The sequence below is a fragment of the Pseudomonas sp. TTU2014-080ASC genome (assembly GCF_001446935.1).
GTDB lineage: Bacteria > Pseudomonadota > Gammaproteobacteria > Pseudomonadales > Pseudomonadaceae > Aquipseudomonas.
On record NZ_LKKK01000001.1, the window covers coordinates 444,090 to 470,407 of the forward strand.

18 protein-coding genes are annotated in these 26,318 nt (G+C 56.1%); 5 read left to right on the forward strand and 13 right to left on the reverse strand.

Annotation, left to right across the window (positions count from 1 at the left end):
* Window positions 1–151 precede the first annotated feature (151 nt).
* A complete protein-coding gene (gene recQ / locus AO726_RS02070) occupies window positions 152–2,278 on the reverse strand; it encodes a DNA helicase RecQ (protein ID WP_058066383.1) in 2,127 nt (708 codons plus the stop codon).
* A gap of 165 nt (window positions 2,279–2,443) precedes the next feature.
* Here recQ and AO726_RS02075 point away from each other — a divergent pair, with 165 nt between their 5' ends.
* The 4 genes from AO726_RS02075 (at window position 2,444) to lapD (ending at window position 6,184) form a co-directional block, all read left to right on the forward strand.
* Complete coding sequence (locus tag AO726_RS02075; protein ID WP_058066384.1) at window positions 2,444–3,031, forward strand: UPF0149 family protein; 588 nt, start codon at window positions 2,444–2,446, stop codon at window positions 3,029–3,031.
* 15 nt (window positions 3,032–3,046) lie between these two features.
* Window positions 3,047–3,445: a YbaN family protein gene (locus AO726_RS02080; RefSeq protein ID WP_058066385.1), complete on the forward strand. Its 399-nt coding sequence runs from the start codon at window positions 3,047–3,049 to the stop codon at window positions 3,443–3,445.
* Window positions 3,446–3,530: 85 nt separating this feature from the next.
* Window positions 3,531–4,223 carry a cysteine protease LapG gene (lapG, locus tag AO726_RS02085; protein ID WP_058066386.1) on the forward strand — a complete coding sequence of 231 codons (693 nt, stop codon included), beginning with the start codon at window positions 3,531–3,533 and terminating at the stop codon, window positions 4,221–4,223.
* Window positions 4,224–4,231: 8 nt separating this feature from the next.
* The gene (gene lapD, locus AO726_RS02090; protein WP_058066387.1) at window positions 4,232–6,184 is read left to right on the forward strand and encodes a cyclic di-GMP receptor LapD; all 1,953 of its coding nucleotides are present in this window, start codon (window positions 4,232–4,234) and stop codon (window positions 6,182–6,184) included.
* Between the two features lie 43 nt (window positions 6,185–6,227).
* Here the strand turns inward: lapD and AO726_RS02095 are convergent, their stop codons facing one another.
* The 12 genes from AO726_RS02095 to AO726_RS02150 all read right to left on the reverse strand — a co-directional run bounded on the left by AO726_RS02095 (window position 6,228) and on the right by AO726_RS02150 (window position 22,016).
* Window positions 6,228–7,628 carry a sigma-54-dependent transcriptional regulator gene (locus AO726_RS02095; RefSeq protein WP_058066388.1) on the reverse strand — a complete coding sequence of 467 codons (1,401 nt, stop codon included), beginning with the start codon at window positions 7,626–7,628 and terminating at the stop codon, window positions 6,228–6,230.
* A gap of 11 nt (window positions 7,629–7,639) precedes the next feature.
* Entirely contained in the window at window positions 7,640–8,842 is a 1,203-nt protein-coding gene (locus AO726_RS02100; RefSeq protein WP_058066389.1) for a sensor histidine kinase, read from the reverse strand.
* A 173-nt stretch (window positions 8,843–9,015) separates the two neighbouring features.
* The gene (locus tag AO726_RS02105; RefSeq protein WP_058066390.1) at window positions 9,016–10,488 is read right to left on the reverse strand and encodes a sigma-54 dependent transcriptional regulator; all 1,473 of its coding nucleotides are present in this window, start codon (window positions 10,486–10,488) and stop codon (window positions 9,016–9,018) included.
* A gap of 242 nt (window positions 10,489–10,730) precedes the next feature.
* Window positions 10,731–11,027: a flagellar protein FliT gene (locus tag AO726_RS02110; RefSeq protein WP_058066391.1), complete on the reverse strand. Its 297-nt coding sequence runs from the start codon at window positions 11,025–11,027 to the stop codon at window positions 10,731–10,733.
* Between the two features lie 25 nt (window positions 11,028–11,052).
* Window positions 11,053–11,433 (reverse strand): flagellar export chaperone FliS, encoded by a 381-nt coding sequence (gene fliS, locus AO726_RS02115; RefSeq protein ID WP_058066392.1) that lies wholly within the window; start codon window positions 11,431–11,433, stop codon window positions 11,053–11,055.
* 81 nt (window positions 11,434–11,514) lie between these two features.
* On the reverse strand, window positions 11,515–11,907 hold the full coding sequence (fliS, locus tag AO726_RS02120) for a flagellar export chaperone FliS (RefSeq protein WP_058066393.1): 393 nt from the start codon (window positions 11,905–11,907) through the stop codon (window positions 11,515–11,517).
* Entirely contained in the window at window positions 11,904–13,640 is a 1,737-nt protein-coding gene (fliD, locus tag AO726_RS02125) for a flagellar filament capping protein FliD (RefSeq protein ID WP_058066394.1), read from the reverse strand. Before fliD ends, fliS (AO726_RS02120) begins: the two co-directional genes overlap by 4 nt.
* Window positions 13,641–13,715: 75 nt before the next feature.
* On the reverse strand, window positions 13,716–14,063 hold the full coding sequence (locus AO726_RS02130) for a flagellar protein FlaG (RefSeq protein WP_058066395.1): 348 nt from the start codon (window positions 14,061–14,063) through the stop codon (window positions 13,716–13,718).
* Between the two features lie 71 nt (window positions 14,064–14,134).
* The gene (locus AO726_RS02135; RefSeq protein ID WP_058066396.1) at window positions 14,135–15,646 is read right to left on the reverse strand and encodes a flagellin; all 1,512 of its coding nucleotides are present in this window, start codon (window positions 15,644–15,646) and stop codon (window positions 14,135–14,137) included.
* Between the two features lie 270 nt (window positions 15,647–15,916).
* On the reverse strand, window positions 15,917–20,308 hold the full coding sequence (locus AO726_RS02140; RefSeq protein ID WP_058066397.1) for a glycosyltransferase: 4,392 nt from the start codon (window positions 20,306–20,308) through the stop codon (window positions 15,917–15,919).
* Between the two features lie 68 nt (window positions 20,309–20,376).
* Window positions 20,377–21,267: a glycosyltransferase family 2 protein gene (locus AO726_RS02145; RefSeq protein ID WP_058066398.1), complete on the reverse strand. Its 891-nt coding sequence runs from the start codon at window positions 21,265–21,267 to the stop codon at window positions 20,377–20,379.
* The gene (locus AO726_RS02150; protein WP_058066399.1) at window positions 21,264–22,016 is read right to left on the reverse strand and encodes a class I SAM-dependent methyltransferase; all 753 of its coding nucleotides are present in this window, start codon (window positions 22,014–22,016) and stop codon (window positions 21,264–21,266) included. Before AO726_RS02150 ends, AO726_RS02145 begins: the two co-directional genes overlap by 4 nt.
* A gap of 484 nt (window positions 22,017–22,500) precedes the next feature.
* Between AO726_RS02150 and AO726_RS02155 the strand changes: the two genes are divergently transcribed.
* Window positions 22,501–26,304: a hypothetical protein gene (locus AO726_RS02155; protein WP_058066400.1), complete on the forward strand. Its 3,804-nt coding sequence runs from the start codon at window positions 22,501–22,503 to the stop codon at window positions 26,302–26,304.
* Window positions 26,305–26,318: the final 14 nt, after the last annotated feature.

The following is a 26,318-nucleotide window of genomic DNA, read 5'->3' on the forward strand; positions in this document are numbered from 1 at the left end:
CAGCTCGTGACCAAAAACTAATAATTAGTCAGCTAACCATAACGTCAGCAATCAAACAAGCCTGTCGAAAAGTACAAGCATTGCATTAGTTTTCACAATTCTAGCCACCACCCCGCTTTCACCCGCGAAAAGCCAGGGTAGACAGCCTCTCTCAGGCCTCAAACTCTGCCTGCAAAGCTGCGCGAACGCAGTGCAGAACGCCCAGATCGACCTGACCAGCAAACATCTCGCTGATTTCAGCCACAGGCGGCAATTCTCCTTCACCATCCAGGAAGGCATCCTGGATCTCACCCAGCAGTTCTTCCGGCAGATCCAGCGCCTGCTCCAGAGACAGCTGTTGGCGAGCGATGGCCTCAGCCAGCATGCCGTACACCGATTTTTCTGTGCAGCTGAGCTGGCTGGCAATTTGTGCAGGCGTCATCCCGGCGCGGGCCAGGCTAACCAGTTCATGGCGCAGATCTGCCACTGCCCGCGGCGTGTCTTCAGCGCCATTAAGCACTTCCAGGAACGCCTCACCATATCGCTCAAGCTTGCGCGCCCCCACACCGCTGACTTGGGCCATTTCCGCCAGTGTGGAAGGTTTGCTGCGCAGCATTTCCAGCAAGGTTGCATCTGGGAAGATCACGTACGGCGGAACGCTATGTTCCTCTGCCAATTTGCGCCGCAGGGTGCGCAGCGCTTCCCACTGCGCTTTCTCATCACTGCGCACCAGCTGGCTGGCGGCGCTAGTGGTGGCTTTGGCACTCAGTTGCGGTTTCAGGTCACGACGTAGTTGCAGGGTTACATCACCTTTTAGCAGCGGTCGGCAACTGTCGGACAGGCGCAATCCGCCAAAGCCTTCCAGATCTACATCCACTAACCCGCGCGCCACCAACTGGCGAAACAGGGAGCGCCACTCTCCGTCATTCAGTGATTTGCCGATACCGAACACGCTCAAGTGCTGATGACCGAGATCACGCACTTTGTCGTTTTCACGGCCCTGCAACACATCCACCAGATGGCCCACACCGAAGCGCTGGCCTGTGCGATAGATAGCCGACAGCGCTTGCCGCGCAGGTTCAGTGGCGTCCCAGGTCTGCACGGCATCCACACAGTTGTCGCAATGACCGCACGGCTGTTCCAGCTCTTCATCGAAGTACTTCAGCAGCGCCTGGCGACGGCAGCGAGTTTCCTCGCACAGCGCCAGCATGGCATCCAGCTTGTGCTGTTCGATACGTTTGTGGCGCTCGTCGCCTTCAGAGTTGTTGAGCATCTGCTTGAGGAAAATCACATCCTGCAAGCCATAAGTCATCCAGGCATCTGCCGGGAGACCATCACGCCCTGCACGTCCGGTCTCCTGATAGTAGGCTTCCAGAGATTTGGGCAGATCCATGTGGGCGACAAAGCGAACGTTGGGCTTGTCGATGCCCATGCCGAAAGCAATGGTTGCCACCATGATCAGACCTTCCTCATTGAGGAAGCGCTTTTGATGGTAAGCGCGCAAATCATTGCTCAGGCCAGCGTGATACGGCAGCGCCGGAAAACCCTGTTCACTCAGAAAACTCGCAACCTCTTCCACCTTCTTGCGTGACAGGCAATAGACGATGCCCGCATCGCCTTTACGCGGCGTCAGGAAACTCAAGAGCTGCTTTCGCGGCTGCTCTTTGGGCACGATGCGGTAAAAAATATTGGGCCGGTCAAAACTGGAGAGAAAACGCTCTGCCGATTGCAGGTGCAAGCGCTGCACGATCTCTTCACGTGTACGCATGTCTGCCGTGGCAGTCAGGGCGATACGTGGCACGTCCGGGAACAACTCAGCAAGCTGCCCCAGCTGCAGGTATTCCGGGCGGAAATCATGGCCCCATTGCGACACGCAATGCGCTTCATCAATGGCGAACAGCGCAATTTGCAAGCCCTCAAGGAAGCTCAGCATACGCGGCTGCACCAGACGCTCGGGAGCCACATACAACAGTTTGATTTCACCGCGACGAATACGTCCGGCAATCTCAATCTGCTCTTCCGTGCTCAGGCTGGAGTTCAGTGCCACAGCCGCCACCCCGAGTTCATTGAGGGTAGCGACCTGGTCCTCCATCAGCGCAATCAGTGGTGACACCACCACGGCCAAGCCGTCACGCAACAAGGCTGGCACCTGAAAGCACAGCGACTTGCCGCCGCCGGTTGGCATCAGCACCAGTGCGTCGCCGCCACTGGCTACACGCTCGATAATGGCATCCTGGCGGCCCCGAAAACTGTCGTAGCCGAATACGTCTTTAAGGATGCGTTGCGCCTGCTCAAGCATGAAGGGTCTCCAAAACAAGCCGTGCATTATACGCACCTGTCGGGAGAGTCGGCTGCGGCGCATATGCTTTACGTCTAAATACACCTGTATTGAGCCGTAGCTATGGCCGCTAAGGCCTTACTGGACTAGAATCCAGCGTTGTTTATTCCCTTAAGGTAGCGCCCAATGTCCTTCGCCGAGCAACTCTCCCGCCTTCAAGCCTTCCTCGATGCTGACGAGTTGCATGAAGAAGCGCTGGACTACATTGCCGCTCACGGCTATCTGACTGCGCTGTCCATCTGCCCGGAAAAAGTCCCGGAGCGCGAGTGGATTGATGCCCTCTTCTCGGAAACGCCACATTACCGTGACGACGCCCAGCGCGAAGAGATCGAATCCACCCTGATTCAGCTTCAGGCCCATATCGCCCGTCAGCTGGCCAGTGATGATGATCCTGAAGTGCCGTGCGAACTGGACCTGGGTGATGACCCGGATGAATCCGAACTGCGCGGCTGGTGCATCGGTTTTATGGAAGGCGTGTTTCTGCGTGAAAGCGTGTGGTTCGACGACGCCGAAGACGAAGTCAGCGAGCTGCTACTGCCGATCATGGTGGCATCCGGTCTGTTCGACGAGCAGCCGGAATTTGCTGACATTGCCCGTGACAGCGATCTGGTCGACAGCATGGTTGATCAGATTCCTGACGTACTCACTGCCCTCTTTCTGCTGTGCAACGCACCGGAAGAAAAACCGGCGCTGCTGAAACCCCGCCACCATTGATACCGCGCCCGCCCCATGGCGCGCCCTATCAAAAAACAGCGTAACCCGCTCATTCGCTATGCTCTGCTGGCCATCGGCTGGCTGAGCGTAGCGCTGGGCGTTATCGGTATCTTTCTCCCGGTCTTACCGACGACACCTTTTCTGTTGCTTGCCGCTGCCTGTTTTATGCGCAGCTCAGAACGTTTCTATCTGTGGCTGATTCATCACCGCCATCTCGGGCCGTGGATCGTCGATTACCTTGAAGGCGAAGGTATCCCCCTTAAAGGCAAGGTTTACGCGATTAGCCTGATGTGGTTAAGCATCGGCGTCTCGAGCTACTTGGTGCCGCTGTTTTGGGCGCGCCTGTTTATGCTCACCAGCGCTGTGCTGGTGACGCTGTACATCCTCAGGCAGAAAACCCTGAAAAAAGGCTGAGTTCGGAATACCTGCCGCTTATTGGTATATTCGTACGATAAAACTAAGCTTCCCTTTCAGGGGCACAAAGACCGAGGCGCAGTACATGCAGGCCTGTCAGTCCAAACGCGGATGGCATCAGCGCTTCAAACCAGCGCTGGCGGGCTTGTGCATCTTGATGATTGGCCTGGCCAGCGCGCTGGCAGAATGGGATTTCGGCCTGGTGATCCAGAACGCCGAAAAGCGTTACGGCAGCTTAGGGCCCGGTAAAGACCGCATTCTCGCTTGGGAAGAACAAATCAAAGCCAACCTGACCAGCTCCGAGCGGGAAAAGCTCAACGACATCAATCGATTCTTCAATCGTCAGGTGCGTTTCTCGGATGACATCAATGTTTGGCGGCAAAACGATTACTGGGCAACCCCCGTTGAGATGCTGACCAAAGGTGCCGGCGACTGTGAAGACTATTCCATCGCCAAATACTTCACCCTACGCCGTCTCGGCATCCCCAGCGAAAAGCTGCGCATCACCTACGTTAAGGCGCTGAATTACAACCAGGCTCACATGGTGCTGACTTACTACGCCACGCCCACCTCAGAGCCTTTGGTGCTGGACAACCTGATCAACGACATTCTGCCGGCTTCCCAGCGCAAGGATTTGCTGCCTGTGTATTCCTTCAACGCGGAAGGCCTGTATTTGCCGGGTTCCAACAACAAGAAAAGCGACACAAAAAAACTCTCGCGCTGGCAAGACCTGCTGAAAAAAATGCGCACTGAAGGCTTCGCCATTGGCGAAGGCTAGGAGGACACATGTCATTGCTCAAACAGCTTTTTATCGCCATCTGCCTGTTGTTGGCCGTGGCGTTCACCGGCAGTTTTATCGTCGGCGTAGAAAGCTCGCGTGAACAACAGCTCAGCCAGCTGCGCTCCCACGCGCAGGATGCCGCCACGGCGCTGGGCCTGTCTCTGACCCCACATGTGGATGACTTGGCGATGTCCGAGCTGATGATCAGCTCAATCTTCGACAGCGGCTACTTCGCCAGCATTCGCCTGATCCGCATCCCCGACAACGAGGTGCTGGTTGAACGCAGCACCGATTCGGCCAGTGAGACTGTTCCGAAATGGTTCAGCAGCCTGATCAATCTGCAACCGCAAACCGGTGATGCCCTGATCATGCGCGGCTGGGAACAGGCCGCACGGGTTGAAGTCATCAGCCACCCCAACTTCGCCCTCGCCCGCCTCTGGGACAGTGCCATCGGCAGCCTGGCCTGGCTGCTGCTGTGCGGCGTGGTCAGCGCCACTCTCGGCGGCTGGTTGTTGCGCCAGCAGCTACGTCCACTGGACAAGATGGTGCAGCAAGCTCAGGCCATCAGCCGCCGTGAATTCCTGACTCTGAACAAGGTGCCACGCACCCCGGAACTCAAGCGCGTCGTCAGCGCCATGAACCAGATGGTGGACAAGCTCAAAACACTCTTCGCCGAAGAAGCCTCACGCAGTGAGAAGCTGCGTGAAGAGGCCTATCAGGACAGCATCACCGGCCTGGCTAACCGTCGACAGTTCGATATCAGCCTGGCCAACCAACTCGACACGAACGAACAGAACACAGAGGGCTACCTGCTTCTGCTACGCGTTAACGATCTGGCAGGACTCAACCAGCGCTTCGGCGGGCAACGCACGGACGTATTGATTGCGGCGGTTGGTGAGCTGTTCAAGCGCCTGCTGGCCCAGCATCCGCATGGCGGCTGGCTGGCATCACGTAGCCGAGGTGGTGAATTCAGCCTGCTGGCACCGGGGCTGGGCAGTGAAGAAGCCGAACAGCTGGCCAATGACCTGCACGACGGCCTGCAAACACTGCTGCAAACCGGAGCCAGTGATTGCAACCCGGTTGCCCATGTCGGCATCACCGCCTTCCGCCCCGGCGAAGAGCCAGCCCAAGTGATCGGCCGTGCCGACCAAGCACTGGCTCAGGCCCAGTCAAACCATGATGCCAACCGCAACTGGGCACGCTTGGACGACTTCAGCGCGCAGCCCAGCCAAAGCCTGCATGAATGGCGCGAATGGATTGATGAGGCGCTCAACAAGGGCAAGGTTCAGCTATATTTTCAGCCGGTAGTTCAATGCGGCAACCGCGACCAGTTACTTCATCATAAAGTCCTGGCACGCCTGCTTGATCCTCAAGGCGACGCCATTGCGGCCGGGCGTTTCCTGCCGTGGATTGAGCGCCTCGGCTGGGCTCATCGCTTCGACCTGGCCATGCTGGAGCACAGTCTGCAGCATCTGCAGAAACATCCATCGGCACTGGCGTTGAGTCTATCCAGCGCGACCATCCGCGACAGCAATGCCTTCAATGCTCTGATTGACCTGCTCAAGCAGCATCCGCAGCAAGCCCCGCTGCTGACTCTGGAACTGGACGAACGTCATCTACCGCCTGCCGCCGAGCTCGACCAGCTGAGCCAGCGCGTGCGTGATTGCGGTTGCCAACTGGGCTTGCAGCACTTCGGTGGGCGTTTCAGCCTGATCGGCAACCTGACTCACCTGGGGCTGGCCTACCTGAAACTGGATGGTGCCTATATCCGCGCGATCGACCTGGAAAACGACAAGCGCTTGTTTATCGAGGCGGTATTCCGCGCCACCAACAGCATCGACTTGCCTTTGATTGCAGAAATGGTGGAAACCGAAGGGGAATTCGCCGCCCTGCGCGACCTAGGCCTGTACGGTGCCATGGGCCGCTTGCTCGGCGCACCACTGCCTTGGCGCGGCTGAGGTGAATAAGGGCGCGTCACTTGGCGCGCCCACCTGTCAGGCCTCAGCTGGCAAACAGATAGCCTTCCACGTCCAGCCCTGCATCGCGCATCTGCGCCAGTTTGTAACGCAGGGTGCGGGGGCTGATGCCCAGACGCTCGGCGGCTTCTTTGCGGCGGCCCCGCTCAGCACGCAAAGTGTCGATGATCATCTGAAACTCATGACGACGCAGATCATCGCCCAGCGCGCTGGACTCGCCCGCCGACGGTTCACTGAGTGGCACGACAGCAGTCGGCGCCGGAGCAACTTGCGCCGCAGGCACCGGGCCCAGCCCGATCACAGCGTTCAGGCACAGATCATCAGGCTGAATCAGGCCGCCCTGCTGCAGAATCACCGCACGCTGAATAGCGTTATCCAGTTCGCGCACGTTCCCCGGCCACTGATGCTGCTGCAGCGCCTGTTGGGCCGCGGCAGAAAGACGAATGGGAGCATGATTCATCTTCTTCACATACTTGGCCAGCAAGCGCTCCGCCAGCGGCACAATATCTGCCGGACGTTCACGCAACGGCCGCCAGGCCAGTGGAAACACAGACAGACGATAGAACAGGTCTTCCCGGAAACGCCCCGCCGCAACCTCAGAAGCCAGATCACGGTTGCTGGTCGCCAGCACGCGAATATCCAGACTGATCGGCTTGCGCGCGCCCACCCGCTCCACTTCCCGCTCCTGTAGCACCCGCAGCAGCTTAGCCTGCAAGCCCAACGGCATTTCAGAGATTTCATCCAGCAGAATCGTGCCGCCTTCTGCCAGTTCAAATTTTCCCGGCGCACTGGCAATCGCGCCGGTGAATGCGCCCTTTTCATGGCCGAACAGTGTGGCTTCCAGCATGTTGTCTGGAATCGCTGCACAGTTGATGGCAATAAACGGCTTATCCGAGCGTGGCGATTGCTGGTGAATGTACTGTGCCAGCACCTCTTTGCCAGTGCCGGACTCACCGGTGATGAGCACGGTTGAATCGCTCTGCGCCACCCGTGCGGCAAGCGCCAGCAGCTGCACACTGACCGGCTCAACCGCCACCGGACCGTCCTGCTCAGCGCTGGCCACGCGGCCTAAGGCGTGCTTGTCGACCAGCGCCAGCAGCGTTTTCGGCTCGAAGGGTTTGACCAGATAATCCACTGCGCCAAGACGCATTGCATCCACCGCCCGCTCCACCGCCGCAAACGCGGTCATCAGCAGCACCGGCAGTTGCGCATAGTGCTGACGTACCTGAGCGAGCAAGCCATGACCATCCATGCCAGGCATGTTGACGTCACTGATGACCATACTGAAAGGCTCTTCACGTAAGGCCAGTAAGGCTGCCTCCGCACAATCCACCGCGCGGTATTCATGGCCGGCGATAGCCAAGGTGTCAGCCAGCGCTTCGCGCAGGGCTCTGTCGTCTTCGACCAAAAGAATTTTGCGACTCATCACAGCCACTCCTAACCCACAGTTTGCGGTGTACAGATCAGCGGCAGACTCAACACGGCACAGGTGCCAAAGCCAAGCCGCGAACGCAGTTGCAGATCACCTTTATGGGCCCGGGCCACAGCCTTGACCACGGCAATACCCAGACCGGTTCCGGTGGTTTTGGTGGTGAAAAAGGGTTCGCCCAAGTGCTGCAGCGTTTCAGCGGCAATCCCCGGCCCGTTGTCGCTGACACACAGGCGCAGGGTTTGCCCACGCACGTAGAGATGCACTTTAAGCAGAGGTTCAGATGCGTCAGCCTGCACGGCATTCTCAATCAGGTTCAGCACTGCACCGGTGAGAGTGTCGCGGTTGCACAGCACTTCACCGAAGTTGCTATCGCACTGCCAACGCACTTGCAGCCCCTGCACGTGAGGTTCGGCGGCGCTGCGCACAGCTTCAAACAATGCCTTGGGCGACAGTCGGTCCGGCAGCGGCAAATCGCCCCGGGCGAAAACCAGCATGTCGCGGACCTGATGCTCAAGCTCGTACAGACGCTCCTTGAGGCGCACAGCAAAGCGCTTTTGTTGCTCGCTGGTCAGGGTTTCATCCGCCAGATGGCTGGCATACAGCATCGCCGCAGACAGTGGCGTACGTACCTGATGGGCCAGTGAAGCGACCATACGCCCCAGCGCCGACAAGCGCTCGTGCCGAGCCAGCTGGTCTTGCAGACGGCGGGTTTCGGTCATGTCGGTCAGTAGAATTAGCTGTCCGGGCTCACCATCAAGCGAGCGGGTGGCGAGCGAAAGACGGCGACCATCTTTGAGAGAGATTTCATGGCCATCGTCTTCGCGAGGGGAAAAATTACGCACGATAACGTCGCGCCAGAGCATGCCCAGCAACGGCTTGCCTAACAACGCACAGGCCACCGGATTAGCCTCACGCACCACACCTTGAGCATCCAGCACGATGACCCCGCCGGGCAGCAGATCTAGCAGGCTTTGCAGACGCTGGGCCAACCGCTCTTTCTCGGCCAGTTCCTGCATGCGCTGGGCGCTGACCAGCTCAAGTTGCCCTTTCAGGTCGTTCACCTTGGCTTCCAGCATGCTGTAGGAAGCACTCAACTGATCAGACATGTGACTGAACAGGCTAAAGGCTTGCTCAACTTCAGCAGGGCTGGCAGGTGCGGTCAGACCTGAGGAGGCTTGCAGTTCCAGACGTTGGGCGGTCGCGTTCATCGTTCTCTCTCGGTGAAGCGTCATAAGACGGTCAGTTGCCGAGAGCTATAGCAATACCCGTGCCTGAAAAATTTATCCTTAAAAATCAGATAGATAAAAATAAAGCCGAAGACTTTAAGAGCCTTCGGCTTTATTTTAGAGATGAAACGCCAAGTTGCTGACAGGCTGTCTGCTTACTCGTCGACACCCTCATCTTCGCGGCGGCTCATGCCGTATTTGCGCATTTTCTCCACCAGCGTGGTGCGGCGGATGCGCAGACGTTCAGCCGCGCGGGCCACAACGCCACCGGCATCGTCCAACGCTTGCTGAATCAGGCCCTGTTCCAGATTGCCCAGATAGTCCTTCAGATCCAGCCCTTCCGGCGGCAGCATAGCGACTGTGTCGACGCCTGGCAGACCAGCCATCAGTGTTGCCCGCTCATCCAGCTCCTCGCGGATACCTGCCGCCAGGGATTCATCGTCGTCATCTACATGGCGGAACTTCTTCGGCAGCTCACCCACGCCGATAACTCCGTACGGATGCATGATCGCCATGCGCTCAACCAAGTTAGCCAGCTCACGCACGTTACCTGCCCAATCATGGCGACACAGCGACATGATTGCGGCGGAGTTGAAACGGATGGAGCCGCGCTTTTCGACTTCCATGCGCGAGATCAGCTCGTTGAGCAGCAGCGGGATGTCTTCGATACGCTCACGTAGCGGAGCCATTTCGATGGGGAACACGTTGAGGCGGTAATACAGGTCCTCGCGGAAGCTACCGTCCTCAATCATCTGCTCGAGATTTTTGTGAGTTGCGGCAATGATGCGCACGTCGGCATTTTGCGTTTTGTTGCTGCCAACCCGCTCAAAGGTACGCTCCTGCAGCACGCGCAGCAGTTTGACCTGCATCGGCAACGGCATATCGCCGATCTCGTCGAGGAACAGTGTGCCGCCGTTAGCCAGCTCAAAGCGCCCGGCACGGCTGGTGATTGCACCGGTGAATGCACCCTTTTCGTGGCCAAACAGCTCACTTTCCAGCAGCTCGGCCGGAATCGCACCACAGTTAACGGGAACAAATGGAGCTTCGCGACGCTTGGAGTGGTAGTGCAGGTTACGCGCTACCACTTCCTTACCGGTGCCAGACTCACCAAGAATCAACACGCTGGCCTCGGTATCCGCCACTTGCTGCATCATCTTGCGCACTTGCTGAATGGCACGGCTGGTGCCGACCAAACTACGGAACAGGTTGGGCTCACGCTGACGACCGCGTTCGCGGGCTTGGTCGTACATTTCGCGATACACCTGCGCGCGATGCAGGCTGTCCAATAGCTTGTTGTAGCTCGGTGGCATTTCCAAGCTGGCCAGAACACTGCGGCGCTGCTCTTCCGGCCATTCTGCCGGAACCTGATCAGCTATCAGCAGCGTCGGCACAAGGGCATCCCAGGCAGCCAGTTGCTTAAGTACTTCAAGCGCACCGCCTTTTGCCTGCACCTCGCCCAACAGGACGCTAAGCACTTCGCGGCTGGACTCTAACTCTGTGACTGTTTGCCGCCAATTCTGGCTGTCACAGGCCAGATGATCTTCCCCCAGGAAATTCAGAATTACCGTCAAGTCACGACGGCGCTCACTGTTGTCATCAATCAGGAGAATCTTAGTCTCACGCCACATAGTAAATCTGCTGTTCCTGAAGTGGAAAATTCACCACTAACCCGGCTTTCAGGGTCAGCGCTACTAATTGGCCACTAGTAAAGTCAATTTCGAAGGTGCTGTCAATTTTATGGCGTATATTTTTCGCTGAACAGCTGAAGTTACAAACTATCGTCCAACAAAAGATTTTGGATATTCGTAACAAAAGGCGGAACTAAGGCGGGAGCCGACCTCTTTGCGAGGACGGCTTTTTGAAATGAGAACTAGCTCAAAAACTGATATACCTTGGCGCTTTGCTTGGACTGGTTGAGCTGCACCATCTCCTGAGCCAGTCGGCGTTGCTCAACCTGACACAGGTTGACCAGCTCGCGGTACAAATCCAGCAGCTCCTGCATACGAGCGCGCAATAGCGCCTCGTCAGCGACTGACTCAACCATGACGTCGTCAACCGCCTGCCTGCACTGCAGATCAAGCTCACCTATGGCAGCCCAGTCGCGACTGGCCAAAGCCTGGCGCAATGCGCTGCCGGTTTCTTCTAGACGCTGCACGGATGTGCTCATTTACTATTCCTCGACTGGGGGCGCCTCACTGCGCGATTGCATCCCAGCCTGACTTCACATTGCGCAGCAGACCTGCAACTTCATCCAACGGTTCGACCTGATTGTTGACGTTCGCTTCAAACAGTCGACCGGCCATATATTCGTACAGACTATCCAAATTGGTGGCGATCTCGCCACCCACTTCGAGGTTCAGACCTTGGCGCAGGCCACCGATAATACCGATCGCCTTGCTGATCAGCTCACCTTTCATGGCTGTCTGGCCACGTTCCATTGCACCACGCGCCTGGGCAATACGGGTCAGGCCGCCTTCCATCAACATCTGAATCAGACGATGCGGGCTCGCTTCAATAGCCTGAGCCTGAGTGTTGACGGTTTGATATTGCTTGAGGGCCGCCATTGGGTTCATCGCATGTTCTCGCTATTGGCTAAGTTGATACTTCTTGTATCGGTCAGGCCAGGCAAAACTTTAGCGATAAACCCTTCTAAATCAGCTTTCCAGAGCGGGTTGGGCTTCTGGTTCGATCGCGTCCCAGGCGGTTTTGATCTTTTCCAGCAGCGCCTGCACTTCGTCCAGAGACTCCAGCGACTTATCCAAGGCAACGCCAGCCAGTCGGCGGGTCATATAGTCGTACAGCGAGTCTAGATTTTCGGCGATATCGCCGCCCAGTGACTTGTCCAGACTGGCCTGAAGCACACCGAGGATCGTGATGGTGGTGCCAACGGCCAGGCCGCGAATCTCAGTATCACCTTCAGCATGTGCATGCTTGGCCAGCATCACGCGCTGCAAGGCACCTTCCAGAAGCAGCTGAACCGTACGGTGCGGAGAAACCTCTTGGTTCAGATTGACCTGCTTATAGGTGTCGATCGGGGCCTTGCTCATTTCGAATCCTTTTTAACGACGCCAGGCAAGCTGGCCAGAGAGTTGGTCAGGTTTTCACTGGTGCGGGTCAGTTGAGCAATCAGGCTATCCATGGCGTTGTACTGAGCATAGAGGCGTGTTTGTAGCTTCTCCATACGCATATCCAGAGCCGATTGCTGGGTCTTGATATTGGCTTTGGTCTCCCACAACGCGCTGTCGCGCTGTTTGATCACACCGTCTGTGCCGAGGTAAGGCTTGGTCACACCCTCGAGGCGGCCCATCAGGCCATTCGCGCCGGCCAGATATTCACCGACCTTGTCGTAGTTGTTCACCAAGTACGCGTCGAGTTTTGAGCTGTCGAGACTGAGGGTGCCGTCTTTGGCCGTGGTAATACCCAACTCGGCCAACGAACTCGGGCCATTCGCATTGGTGTTGAGGCTCACCATTTCTTTACGCAGTCCAGCCAGCAGGTTACGTACAGAAGAGTCGCCGACCAGTGCGCCGGTCACCGGAACTTCACCTTCTTGAGCAGAAGGGACAACCACGGTCAGGCTGTTGGTGGCGCTAATCAGCTTGTTATAGCTGTCGACGAACTGTTGCAGATTGGTGCGTACTGCCCCTTTGTCCTGGCTGATGGTGATATCCACGGTTTTGTTCGCAGCGATATCGTCCGCCGACTGCACACCTGTGAGCTTGATGGTGACGCCATCAATTACATCATCAATTGTGTTGGTCAGCTTCTCAACCGAGAGGCCATCTACGGTGAACAGTGCAGATTTGGCAGTGTCGATAGTTTTACTGTTGCTGCCCGGGACTGATGCCAACGCACTGAGGCTATTGTCCCCAGCGCTGCTGTCATCACCGCTTGCAGTAACGCTAAGATCCTCGCCATTGCTGGAGCGAATAACCAGACGTGAACCGCCTTCAACGGTTTCCAAGGATGCACTGATACCCTGAGACTCACCTGCGGCGTTGATCTTCTGCAGGATGGTGTCAAGGCTATCACCCGCTTCAACCTGAACATCCAGGCTAACCGAACCACTGGCAATGGTAAGCGAGCCTTGCTTGAAGGTAGCCGCTGCTCCAGTTTCAACGACTGGCAGCTGAGTAACACTACTGCCGCCTTCGAAGCTCAGCGAATTAAGCGTGTTGCTGCCGGTTTTGAGACCGTCTTCGTTCACTGAAACTTTCAGATCATTGCCTGATCCAGTTTTGCTGGAACTAAGCACAAGCCGTGAGCCAGACGAGTCCGTCACAATACTGGCGCTAATGCCACTGTTCGCACCAGCGCTGTTGATAGCGTCACGAATACCCAGCAGATTGTTGTTCTGCTCGGTGATATCCACATCAATACTGGTTTCGCCAGCACTAATGGTCAGTGAGCCCGTATTAAAAGTCGCTGCCGAACCGCCCGTTACAGAAGGCAAGACCACCTTGCTGCTGGACGCGAGCTGCTGAACCTGAAGACTAAATTTGCTGGGCGGAATGTTGCCGCTCGACGTCACCGTCAGGACAGAAGAGTTTGAGGACGAGACACTTTGTTTCTGGAAGGCAGAGGCTTTATTTAGGTTCTGCAGTGCGCTGCTCAGCTCGTTAACAGCGGAGTACAGAGTGCCCAGCGCTGAAATCTTGGCCTCAGTGGTTTTCAGCAGATTATTAAGCTGATTCTGCTTGGGCGCTTTTTCAGCCGCCACAAGTGCAGGAACGATCTCATCGATCTTAATTCCCGAACCTAAACCTGATATCCCAGCCATGCTTCACCTCGCCAAAAATATGACTGCCAACCGTTGATGTCGATTGACAGTCAAAAGCCATGCCAACCTTTTGAGTCAGGCCTCGGCCTTGAACAGCAGACTGCGAACCTCCGAGAGGTTTTCTGCCAGTTGCAATGCTTCCTCGGAAGGAATCTGACGGATCACGTCACCCGAACCACTATCGGTAACTTTAACCACGACCCGACCACTCCCCTCTTCGAGGGAAAAATTCAGGCTCCGGCTGACTGTCTGCACGAAGTCCTGGATTGTAGAGACAGCAGCCTCAACATCTTTGCGAGAACCACCTGTATTCACGACATTGCCTTGCTGCTCGCCGGTTTGACCTTGAGCAGTTGAACTCGAAACGCGGCTGTCGTTGAGAACCGTCGCTGTAGCGGAGTTTGCAATAGACCTGATATCCATAATCCTCTCCTCAGAATGAGGCAACGGGGGAAGGAGCTGCGCCCATTCCCCCGAAGTCTAGCTTGTTATGCTTAGCCTAGGAGGCTGAGCACTGCTTGTGGAAGCTGGTTGGCCTGAGCCAAGATCGCTGTACCAGCTTGTTGAAGGATCTGATTTTTAGTCAGTTCCGAAGTCTCAGCTGCGAAGTCGGTATCACGAATCCGGCTGCGAGCTGCAGAGGCGTTTTCCGAAATATTCTGCAGGTTAGAGATTGTGTTTTCAAAGCGGTTTTGTACAGCACCGAGTTGAGCACGCTGGGAGTCGATGTTAGCAATCGCACCGTTGATGATACCCAGAGCATCCTGAGCACCAGTCGCAGTACTGATATCGATCTCACGAACAGTTTCCAGCTCACTGAACACCGCGCCGCTAGCTACTGTGGACATACCAGCGCCCATGCCACTTACGGAGAAGGCGTCGGACGCTTCGAAGCGAACCTGGCCATCAACCCGCATACCGGCACCAGAGGTGATAGTACCCGAGCCCAGTGCAGTTTCACCGGCGAAGTCGTATGCAGTCAGGCTTGCAGTGCCGGAAGTTGCTGCAAAGTCACCGATTACAATGGCGTCACCACGTGAACTAACCAGCTCAATCTCGCCACCTTTGGAGATGGCAGAAATACCAGTCTTACCAGTCTCTTTGTTGATTGCATCAGCCAAAGCGCCCAGATCGGATGGGTCTTTGATTACTGCCGATACAGTTGCACCATCAGTCTCAGTGGTTTTGCTGCTAGCGCCGTACAGTTTGAACGACACAGTGTTGCTACCCGAAGCACCGGCAGAGATGCCACCCAAGCGGGCAACAGTACGAGCACTGGCGGTCACACCGGTTTCATCGCTCTTAGAGTTAACAGCCGCAGAAACTTCACTGGCCGAACCACTCATTGCGTAGGAGACAGAAACATCACCATCGGACAGTTTGGAGTTGATGCTAAAACCGCTGGATGCGAATGCACTGCCAGAAGTCGCGTTGAAACCACTGCCCAAAGTCGCTGGAACGTAACCGGTACCTGCAGAACTGGTGAAGCGGTTTACACCGATACGGTCAGTCGCCGCGGAACCAATGGAAACGCTAATGGTTTCATAAGCGTTCGCACCCACTTGGAAGCTCTGGGAGCCGAAAGAGCCGTCCAGAATCTTGCGACCACCAAAGCTGGTAGTTTCGGCGATACGGTTGAGTTCTTGTTGCAGCTGAGCCACTTCACCTTGAAGGGCAGCACGTTCACTCGCACCGTTGGAACCGTTAGCCGATTGCAGTGCCAGATCGCGCATACGCTGCAGGATGCCGGTGGACTGTTGCAGAGCGCCTTCAGCGGTCTGAGCCAGGGAGATACCGTCATTCGAGTTACGGGTAGCAACGTTCAGACCGTTGATCTGGCTGGTCAGTCGGTTGGAAATCTGCAGACCAGCAGCGTCATCTTTTGCGCTGTTGATGCGGAAACCAGTCGACAGGCGCTGCAGGGAAGTATCCAGACCCTTGGCCGAGGTATTGAGGTTACGCTGAGTGTTCAGCGAGGCAACGTTAGTATTTACAGTAAGGGCCATGGTGAATTCCTCCAAAGGACCTAGCAAAGTTTGTCTGAGCTTGCGAGCTTCGGGCCTGCTTGCTCAGACGCCCCATAAAGTTCGCATTCGTTACTTTTATCGGCACGTCCCTAAAGAGCTTTAGGGCCATCTCCGAATTTTTTTTTGACGCATTAAAATTGGCACCAAGGCGGTTGGAGGCTCATTTAAGGCCTCCTTTATTAGCTGCAACAGTCTCTAGACGGCTCCGACCAACACTACTTCAGTCAAGGCGTAGTGTTGGCCACACCGCTATTGGCCAGACCAAGCCTGTAGCCAGTTCCTGGCTGCGTTTTCGTCGAGCATCCAGTCGCTGAGCACACGCGCCTGCAACTGATCTCCCATCCTTGCAGTCGCATCCAAATCACGGATATGAGCACGGATTGCATCGACCCAATCCTTAAAGCGATTTTTCACCCGAGTGACCGGGAAATCACCCTGATAGCAAGCCAGATCGCTACAAATGACCGGGTACCCACATACGCCATATTCAAGGAGACGCAGGTTGCTCTTGCACTCGTTGAAGAGGTTTTGCTCGACAGGTGCAAGCGCCAGATCCAGATTTAAGCTAGCTAACATCGCCGGATACTTAGCTATATCGACACCTGGGTGGAATTCGTGAATGTAGGGGCGAAGTTTGGCCGGACACATACCGAAGAACACCCATTCCACTTCATTGGCGAGCTCTTTCACCACGTCAGCGATCATCTCCAAGTCGCCGGTATGGCTCACGCCGCCGGCCCAGCCTACTCGCGGCTTATTACCTTGCCTGCGCTGACTTGATAGCCCTTCCCACCACTGCGGGGCCAAGCGGTTTTCAACCACTTTGATTTCACCGTGCAGACCTGAAAACGCATCTGCCAGGCGCTCGGTTGACACCACAAAGCGGTCTACAAAACCCAAGCCTTTGCGCAAGGATTTCAAAATATCCTTGGGCATCTGCTCACGGTGCATGTTTTTAAGCGGGAGGTTAGGCAGATAGTCATCCAACTCATAAACCTTGTAAGCACGCGAGAACTTCTGGATACGACGCATGGCCTCAAGACGTTCATCGCCAATCTGACGTTGCAGCACGATGACATCCGGGTTGTAACGCTCAAGGTCAGCCACATGTAACAGGCCGGCAGACAACATACCGTCAGCCAGACCAGCCTGTTGCTGGGCTTTGAACGGCAGTATGACGCGGTAATTACCACAACCATGCCCATCAGCCGGATGAGCCAACACCACAGGGAGCGGACGCCAGCTCAGCGGACGCCAGGTCAGCTTGAAATCAGGCTCGATTTCAAAACCCACGCCGTTAAGTGACAGGTTTGCGTTGTAAGCGGGATCGCGGGCGAGGACAGACACCCAGCGCTCGTACATCGCATCCTGCTCAGACACAAAACGCTTGAGTTTGGCCTCAGCGGCGGCAGTATCCACACTGTTCTGGCTGACGCTGCCTTCGTGTAACAGCTGCGCAAATGGTGTCCATACAGTCAAATAGCCGGCCTGACGGGACTTCAGGCACAAATCCACATCGTTGTAGGAAACCTTGAAGACCTCCTCATCCAACCCACCGACCTGCTCGTACACTTCACGGCGAATCATCAGGCAGGCAGCAGTCACAGCGGTGTAGTTCTGCACCACTTGCATGCGCTGCATGTAACCCGGCGCATCCGCCGGCGAGCCAATAAACGGATGGTCCGCTGGCCCGCGCAGGCCCAAGACCACACCGGCGTGCTGAATGCGACCGTCTGGGTACAGCAGCTTGGCCCCAACAATACCCACTTCCGGTCGCTGAGCGTGATTGAGCAACTCGTCCAGCCAGTTCCCGTCGATAATGGCTGTGTCGTTGTTCAGCAGAACCAAGTACTCGCCGCGCGCTTCACGGGCAGCCATGTTGTTAATGGCCGAGTAGTTGAACGGGTGTGGATAGCGCAAGACACGTAACTTGGGCTCATTAAGGCCAATAATCCCTTGCAGCCACTCGCGAGCTTCCGGGGTTTCGCTGTTGTTGTCGACGATGATGACTTCGTAATTCTGGTAACGCGTCAACTCCAGCAGCGACTCGACACAGCGCTGCACCATAGGCAGTTGGTCTTTGGTCGGAATGATGATCGACACCAGTGGCTGGTTGGGGTGCTGATAATTGATGCGGTAGCGGCCCGGCAGATGCTCCTGCAGCTCAGCCGCATAACCGCGCAGGTTCAGGTGACGCAGCAGCGTAGCCTGTTCTTGCGGATTGTCCTGCAGCTGCGGCGCATCGGTGATCAAAAGCGGCTCAGCGACATGGCCCAGACCGTTCAGGCCATCCTGTTCAATCAGGCGCAGGATCAGATCGAACTCCATGGCCTCAGGCAGATCCGCAGAGTAACCGCCCAGCTCCACAAACAGCTCGCGCTTAACCAGCCAGTGGTGCGCCATCACTACCGGCATGCTCAGCAGGTAATCCAGGTTGAACCCCGGACGCAGGGCTGCGCCGAGTTCGTCATTGGCCAGACGGTGCATTTCATCACCATACAAGGCCCGGCATTGCGGCTGCCGGATCAGCTCCAATGCAGCCATCATCAGACCACTTGGGGTGAACTCCTCACCGGCGCGGGCGAGCATAAACCACCCAACCTGGCTCTCACTGATGACGCTATTGAGCTGCGCCACATAGTCAGCCGGATCGATGTTGACGAAATGCAGCTTGTCCGCGGGACTGGTCTGCGGCACGTTCGCAGGCGTCAGTACGATAATTTTCAGCGTGGCGTAGAGGCAGCGATCCAGACCAAGACTCTTGATAGTGGTCATCAGCTTGGCACTGTCGCCTTCCAGATCGACCACGACCACACCCAGCAGCGGCCCACCCTGATGCTGCTCAAGGTAACCGGCAATCAGCTGGTTCTCCTGCTCGGTAGGCAAGCGGTTGGCCAGCCAGGTGCGGGTAATGTCGACTTCAGCAGCCGTTGTTTGCGGCGCGGTAAAACTGACAGTCTGGGCTGGTGCCCCCTGATCCAGATAGCGTTGCAAGGCCTGACGTAAGCGGGTCGGCGACAAACGCACATCCAACATGGACGCTTTAAGGCCATCCACGCTGCCGGGGAACAACTGAACCTGACGCTGGAACTCAACTTCCTGGGCCAGGAATGCATCGGCATCGACCGGTTTACCCGTTAGCTGGCTGACCACACGCGACGACAGCTCGGCGAGATGCAGCGGAGTATCGGCCATCGGCTGGGCAACACTGCCAATCCGCGCCAGACTGTGGAACATGCCCCGGAACAGTGGCAGTGCCACATCAATCTCCGGCCAAAGTTGCCACTCCAGATCAAACAGTGTGCCGTTGCCTTCAGCATCAAGCACCAGATTGAACGGCGTGGCATCAAAGTATTGACCGGGAAGCACAGTGCGACCGCCCTTATCAACGGCTGCACTAAACAGCACGCGGGACAACGGACGCAGCCACTCGGCCAGAGCGCTCACCCCCCAGCCTTCACGGTTCATCAGGGTCAACAGCGAGTTGAAAAGCAACTCACCCTGATGCAGCGGCTCAACCGGACTGAACTGCATCCAGGCTGGCAGTGCGGCGTGGCTATCAAGCAGTTGGCGGCGCACTTCCAGTGCAGTGCCCGCACAATGGATGCTGACTTCTTTACTCAGCTGGCGACGACGGCCCTGAGAGTAGGTGAACGCAACAGCGTCCGGGTCACCAGTCCAGTTACCGCTGCCTTTCTTGGCAACGATAAAGAAAGAGTTTGCCAGATCACCGACCAGGCCGTTTTCAACCAGGCCGCGCTGAGCCGCGCCTTCGGAGAACGTGCGCTGATAGTTCGCCCCTTGCACCGGCGCAAATACGCCGGAAAGCAGGTTGACCAGTACGTCATCGCGCTGCTCGAGGGCACGCTCGGTGAGCACCATCGAAGGCAGTTTGTAATCTGGGTACGGATAGAAAAACTCAAGCTCAGAGAAATCGGCCTGCTTAAGAATGCGGGCCAAATCGCGACGTCCGAACGTCACCGCTTCGCCGTCGCCATACAGGCTTTCGATACCATAGAACGGCACGCCCTGGTGATCTTCGTAGGCACCGGCCCAGTACTTGAGACCGAGCTTGTTCTCAATCGCGACCAGCAAAACCCCGTCCGGTTTAAGGAAGGATCGCGCCAAGGCCAGCGCTGCGCCAACTGGATCCTCACCGCCAATAAACTTGCGGCTGTACTCAAGCACCCCGATCAGCGTCACGACATCAAAACGCTCGTCGGTTTCAAAGTTCTGGAAGTTGTCGTTGTAGACCTTGACGTTGTTCAGGTCGCGGCAACGGGCTGCCGTAATACCGGCACGACGAAGGCTACCTTCAACACACGTGAGCTCGCACCCGGACTCCCCCAGGAAGCGACTGATTGCACCGCAGCCTGAACCCAGCTCCAGCACCTTTTTACCCTGCAGGCTGGCAGCAATCGGGCGGAACAGGTTGGCGCGCATCGGACTCAGGTGATAGAGCGTCGGCCAGTTGCTGATGTGCTGCTGCAGCTCTTCAGAGCCTGTGGAGACATCCGCAGCGTTCTTGATGACGTTATAGAGGAAGTTCTCCACCGCATCGCCGTCACTGTAGTTAAAGCGATTCGCCTCAGGGCGCGTGTAGAGATTGTGTTCAGCGTCAAACTTATACCGAGTGCTCACATCAAAGCCTTCCAGTGAGTTGATAGATATCCAGGCTCATGCCTGCTCGAAACCATGTGGAAATCGTTTCAGCCCTTCAGCGCATTGATCGATAACGCCAGATGATCATGCGAGTAAGGATGTACCGCTCCGAAATACTCAACAGGCACATGAGGAATTTCCCAATTCTTCCCCCGGATGCTCTGGTACTCCCTGTGAAAAAGCTCCCACTTCGAGCCTTCATCATTGGATGAAGTCCCGCCATGGAATTGATGGAAGGTCCCTTCTCCCAACAGCACAATCAGGTTCTGCGGCAGCAGTTCCAGCGCGCGGCGGAATATATCCAAGTTGCACAATCCGCCCCCCGGCAGCTCAAACGCAGGGTCATAACCGCCCAACTGCTCCCAGGTTTGCTTAAGCATGAACAGTGCATTGCTTTCGCTGGTGGGTCCGAACCAGCCACGCGGAGACGAGCCGGCGTAACAGGACACAACAAACAGCCGATACGGGTCTTTGGCCCAGTCGATGGATGCCAGCAGGAAGTCTTCAAACTTTTGCTCATAGCCCATCGCCACACTACGCGACTGATGGACTGGCCCCAGATGGAAACCTACGGTTGAAATCACCGGCTCTTCGCGCAGGTTCCTGGCTTTGAGCACACGGGCCAGCAGCCCCGGCGTCACCATACGTGCGCCGTCTACGATCACTCCACACACTTCGCCACGGGCCTCAGCCAAGCCAAGGTTTACCGCCGCGACAGGGGATTTGTTCGGCTTTTCCACCTGCAGACAACGCACATCCGCGCCCCAAGTACTCAGCACGCTCTGCGGCACAGGCTCGGCCGAACCGTTATCCACTACGATGATTTCGTAATCATCGGCACTGATGCCCTGCTGTAGCTGCGGCGAGAGGGACTGCACGGTGCGTGGAAGTTCACGCTCCATATTGAACGCCACAACAATGACAGAGAGTTTTTTCATAGTCCTCTCCACGCCAGCAGCTTGCGCAGTTTATGCATCTGTTCTTGTGGCTCGTGAGAGGTCCTGACGGTTTTAATCAACTCGCAGGTGGAGACAATCAGTTCATTATTTGGAGCCATCGCACCTTCCCTACGCAGCACCCCTTCAGGTACAGCCAGGTCGTTATGGACGTACTCCTTGAGGATGGTTTCATAGTTATCGCTCAGCGCGGTATTGGAAGGGTCCAGGCCAATAATCAGCAGCAAGCCACTGGGCCATGTATCCAACAGAATCTGAACCAGATCCGGGCGGTAGCGCTTGAGGCAGTCGCGCAGTTTCCAGACATCGCCAGTCCACACTGTGGTCTTGCGATCCCGGGCAGCCTGAGCCGGGTGGTTGGGGCACATGTCATCCAGGACCACCACAGTCCAAGGAGTCGCATACGCCTCAATATTAATGAAGTCACGCAGTGCGTATTCGAACAGGTGCATGCCATCAATAAAGGCCAGATCCACCTTCTCTTCGATGTTGCTGTTTTTTGCAGCAGCAAAAAAGTCATCGCTGGTCATCTCATAGAACAGCGTTGTGGCGGGAAGCTCTTTAGTGAACTGCTTGAGCGGGTCAATTCCCACTGCGCAGCCTTTGGCCAGACTCAGGCTCCCGGCGTTGCGTACGCCCACTTCCATATAAAGGTCCGGTAACAACTGCTCATGCAGTATGTTCAGTACCTCAAGGTAATTGCGCTGACCCGCGACAGCTTCTTGGCTCATGCCACCACTCCCCTTCAATCCCATGCGTGCTAGCTAGATAAACCAAGCCCGCGAGCACTCGCTCGAACGTCTTGGTCAGGGTGCAAATGTCAGTGTTCTGACGCTAAGCACAGTTTGGGTGGTTCTCTGCAAATATCCCGCCAACTCCCTTGGCCAACCCGCTTAGTGTTCGCCCGTCGCCCTAAGAGCAACGACAGGGCACTCGAAAAGCACCACTGCGCCCATCGAATCAGGCCAGATGCTGTTAAAAAAAAAATCAACCCGAACAGCCTCGCTGCAAACCTTGCTGTAGACATCCCGCTTACAGAATGACACTCCTGCCAAAAGATAGCTCAGTGCCACTATTTTATTTTTTACGTTAAAGTTGTTCGACAATCTGCCGATTTCCCAGCCGACTCTCCCCCAAAATAGCTTGGGGCAACAATTAATAAGCCTGAAAAACAAGAACGGGCTTGTGCATCTGATAATCAGAGGGCAGCACACAATGAGCACAACAATTACGAGCTTTAAGTCCTACACGCTTGATCAGATCGTTAGCCTGAGCACAGAGCAGATTCGAAGTGCAGGCTCTGGCGCAATTAAGACACTGTCAGCCCAACAGATTCAGATGTTTTCCGCTGAACAAGTAAAGGCGATTAGCGAAGACGTCATCGTTAAACTCAGTGCATCACAGATCAAAGCCTTCTCTGATTATCAGATTGAATACGGCCTGACCTCAGGCCAAGTCAGGAACTTCACCAGCGCTCAGTTGCGCAGCCTGGATACCAAGCAGATTGCCAGCCTGACCTATGCGCAAATTGATGCCATCAACGATGATCTGGACAAGGTGCAGAAGCTCACTGCCCAGCAGTTGGCCGCGCTGAGTGCAGACCAGTTGCGTGCGCTGGAAGAAGATGCTGATGACTCTGCCTTGACCAAAACCCAGGTCCAGGCCCTGACTGCGGCTCAACTGGATGCCGTTAATGTGCTGAGCACTTATCAGATTCAGCAGCTCTCGACCCGCCAGATCGGTCAACTGACTGTTGAACAGCTGCGCTCCATGTCCGAAGAGCAAATCGGCTCGTTGACCTCTGCGCAGATCCAAGCCCTCAAGCCTGCGCAACTGGATGCCATCGACATCCTGGGCACTGCGCAGATTGCCAGCCTGAGCGCCAAGCAGGTCTCCACGCTGACCACAGATCAGCTGCAAGTTATGACCTCTGAACAATTGGGCGCCCTGACCGGGACCCAAGTCAGAGCACTTAAGACCAACCAGATTCAGGCACTGGACGACAGTCAGATACGTAGCCTGTCTCCTAACCAGACCCGATTCCTGACCGCTGCACAGGTGGGTGCATTCACCACCGACCAAGTCAAGGCCCTGTCCGTAGACAGCCTGCAGACCATGTCGACCCAACAGGTTGCAGCCTTGACCGCCGGCCAGATCAAAGCTTTGTCAGATGAGCAGCTCTCAGGATTGCTGCCAGCCCAGATTAAAGCCCTGAAGAACGACCGCATCCAGGCACTTGAACCCAATCAGATCAGCTCCCTGAGCACCGGTGCAATCCGCGCCATGACCAACGCCCAGATTACGGCGCTGGGTTCGAACCAGCTCAAGGCCCTGACTGATGATCAACTGGGTGCCCTGACTACCGCCCAAGTGCGCGCATTAGGCCATGATGATGACGGCATTAAGGCACTTGAATCTAACCAAATTGCTGCGCTCAGTGCCAACGGAATCATGGCGCTTACCACTGCTCAAGTGGCCAGCCTCAGTAATACTCAATTGCAGAGCCTGACCACCGATCAGACAGCTTCTCTGACCTCGGCGCAAATTCGTGCAATCGGTAACAGCTCGCTCCAAACACTGAGCAACGAACAGATTGCTTCGCTCTCGACGTCCGCCATTGCGGCCCTGCGTACCGATCAGATTCAGGCACTGACTACAGACCAAGTCCAGGCGCTGACCACAACCCAAGCTGAAAAACTTAACAGCAAAGCCGCACAAAGCCTCACAAGCGGTCAGCTGAAGTTGATGAATGCCGAAACAATCGCCAAGCTTTCCAAGGCCCTCACTTCCGGTCAAATCCAGCACCTGACCACAGAACAGGTCCAGGCGTTGACCACAACGCAGTTCAAGTCACTGACAACGGCACAAGTTGCAGCACTCAGTGGTGAGCATCTCAAAGCATTAAGCACCGACCATCTGGCCAACATGACCACTGCACAGGTGCGTGCACTGGGTACCGGCACCAACGGCATCAGCGTACTCAGCGGTGAGCAGATCAAGGCCTTGAGCACGGCTGCAATTGCAGCCCTGCGTACAGAGCAAGTGGCAGCATTGACCGCTGACCAAATCACCAGTCTAGAAGATGATCAGGCTGCAAAACTGACCGCAGCGGCAGTCAAAGCGCTTAATAGCAGCCAGATCCAGGCACTGGAAACTCAAGACATCAAAGCCTTGGGCACCAAACTGCAAACCAGTCAGGTTGCACAACTGACCATTGAGCAAGTTCAAAGTCTGGACACTGATCAAATCAAAGCCCTGAGCACTACTCAGGTTGGCTCATTGACCGACGAGCAAGTTGCAGCCATGTCCGCCACTCAGATTGGGGCCATGGAAACCAACCAACTGCGTGCGCTCAAAACCAACCAGCTCAACAGCCTGTCTGCTGAAGCTCTGAAAGCATTGAGCACTACTTCGGTCAAAGCGCTGACCACCGCTCAAATCAGCAACCTCAGCACAGAGCACGTGCGTAACATGACCAGCGCTCAGGTCAACGCGTTGACGACTCAGCAGATCCGCGCACTGACCAGTGACCAGGTCAAAGCCCTTGAGTCAGAAGACATCGCTAACGTCCAAGCCAGACTGAAAGATCAGCAGATCAAAGAGCTGACTGACACCCAAGTCGCCGAACTGGATACCTCGGCGCTGACTACCAGCCAGGTTCGCGCACTGCAAACCACTCAGCTGGCGCTGATGTCGTACAACCAGATCAAAGACCTCAGCAGCGACCAGATGCGTGTCATGAGCACCGGCCAGTTAGCTGGCCTCAGCGCAGGCCAGGTTGCCAGCATTGATGGCATTGATCTGAAAGCCCTCAACACGACTCAGCTGAACGCCCTTAGCGCGTCGAAAATGCAGGGGCTGACTTCTGCTCAGGTGAAAGATCTGACCAACACCCAAATTCGTGCGCTGGATAGCACTCGCCTGAATGCCATCCTGAATAACCTGACAACCGACCAGATCAGCCAGCTCACCACTACTCAAGTTAAGAGCCTGAATACGGATCAGCTGATCAGCCTGACCAACGATCAGGTGTCCAAGTTCACCCAGAACCAGTTGCGCGCGATGGATTCGACCCAAATGGCTGCCATTGCAGATCTGGGTGCAGCTGATATCAGCCACTTCACCTCAGGGCAGATCAGCGGGCTATCCGCTACCAAATTGAGCGAGCTGACCTATAACCAGGTCAAAGGCCTGAGTTCTGAGCAAGTGCAAGCGCTGGACGACGCGCAAGTTGCTGCCATTGTGAAAAAACTCACCGGCGACGACATCAAAGACCTGTCTGTGACCCAAATCAGCGGCCTCTCCGCCACCAGCATTGGCGCACTGAGCACCAACCAAGTTGCTGGTTTGAGTGACGAGCAACTCAAAGCCCTGGATGACACGCAGCTGTTGACTGAACTGACAGCGTCTACAGGAGGCAATCTGTCGTTGCTGCGCCAGTTGGGTGATCGGGTTGATCAGCTCACTGTTGATCAGATCGCAGCCCTTAATGTCAGCGGCGTTACCGACGCTAACAAGGGGCTCAGTGCAGATCAGATCGCCAAGCTGACCGACGTACAACTGCGCGCACTGACAACTGAACAAGTAGAAGTGCTGACACAGGGCCAGTTGGAGAAGATCTCCAACGCCAGCTTCGGTGCTCTGCTGAACAGCCAGATCGAAGCGCTGACGCCCGCGCAAATGGCCCACATCAGCGCTGGCCAGGTGGGTGCTATGTCCGCCAGCCAGACAGCCACCCTGACTGCAGCGCAGATCAACGGATTGGCATCCGCCAGCATCAAGGCAATCACGTCTGACAACATCAAAGAGCTGAGCAAAACTCAGCTTCAGGGCATGAATGACGCTGCGCTAGGTGCGCTCAACGCAAGTCAAGTCAGTCAGTTCACCAATGATCAACTCGAGCACTTGGGAGTCGCCAAACTCGAGAAAGTGGATCTCAGTGCACTGACCACTGCGCAAACCGACTTCCTCAAGGAGATTCTGTCCGCGGACGATCTGGATACCCTCGGCATCTCCTGATTGAGTTGAGCGGC

What these genes read in the sequence shown, in the direction of transcription:
- recQ (WP_058066383.1), bottom strand. Translation starts at nt 2,278, where the DNA reads ATGCTTGAGCAGGCGCAACGCATCCTTAAAGACGTATTCGGCTACGAC.
- AO726_RS02075 (WP_058066384.1), top strand. Translation starts at nt 2,444, where the DNA reads ATGTCCTTCGCCGAGCAACTCTCCCGCCTTCAAGCCTTCCTCGATGCT.
- AO726_RS02080 (WP_058066385.1), top strand. Translation starts at nt 3,047, where the DNA reads ATGGCGCGCCCTATCAAAAAACAGCGTAACCCGCTCATTCGCTATGCT.
- lapG (WP_058066386.1), top strand. Translation starts at nt 3,531, where the DNA reads ATGCAGGCCTGTCAGTCCAAACGCGGATGGCATCAGCGCTTCAAACCA.
- lapD (WP_058066387.1), top strand. Translation starts at nt 4,232, where the DNA reads ATGTCATTGCTCAAACAGCTTTTTATCGCCATCTGCCTGTTGTTGGCC.
- AO726_RS02095 (WP_058066388.1), bottom strand. Translation starts at nt 7,628, where the DNA reads ATGAGTCGCAAAATTCTTTTGGTCGAAGACGACAGAGCCCTGCGCGAA.
- AO726_RS02100 (WP_058066389.1), bottom strand. Translation starts at nt 8,842, where the DNA reads ATGAACGCGACCGCCCAACGTCTGGAACTGCAAGCCTCCTCAGGTCTG.
- AO726_RS02105 (WP_058066390.1), bottom strand. Translation starts at nt 10,488, where the DNA reads ATGTGGCGTGAGACTAAGATTCTCCTGATTGATGACAACAGTGAGCGC.
- AO726_RS02110 (WP_058066391.1), bottom strand. Translation starts at nt 11,027, where the DNA reads ATGAGCACATCCGTGCAGCGTCTAGAAGAAACCGGCAGCGCATTGCGC.
- fliS (WP_058066392.1), bottom strand. Translation starts at nt 11,433, where the DNA reads ATGAACCCAATGGCGGCCCTCAAGCAATATCAAACCGTCAACACTCAG.
- fliS (WP_058066393.1), bottom strand. Translation starts at nt 11,907, where the DNA reads ATGAGCAAGGCCCCGATCGACACCTATAAGCAGGTCAATCTGAACCAA.
- fliD (WP_058066394.1), bottom strand. Translation starts at nt 13,640, where the DNA reads ATGGCTGGGATATCAGGTTTAGGTTCGGGAATTAAGATCGATGAGATC.
- AO726_RS02130 (WP_058066395.1), bottom strand. Translation starts at nt 14,063, where the DNA reads ATGGATATCAGGTCTATTGCAAACTCCGCTACAGCGACGGTTCTCAAC.
- AO726_RS02135 (WP_058066396.1), bottom strand. Translation starts at nt 15,646, where the DNA reads ATGGCCCTTACTGTAAATACTAACGTTGCCTCGCTGAACACTCAGCGT.
- AO726_RS02145 (WP_058066398.1), bottom strand. Translation starts at nt 21,267, where the DNA reads ATGAAAAAACTCTCTGTCATTGTTGTGGCGTTCAATATGGAGCGTGAA.
- AO726_RS02150 (WP_058066399.1), bottom strand. Translation starts at nt 22,016, where the DNA reads ATGAGCCAAGAAGCTGTCGCGGGTCAGCGCAATTACCTTGAGGTACTG.
- AO726_RS02155 (WP_058066400.1), top strand. Translation starts at nt 22,501, where the DNA reads ATGAGCACAACAATTACGAGCTTTAAGTCCTACACGCTTGATCAGATC.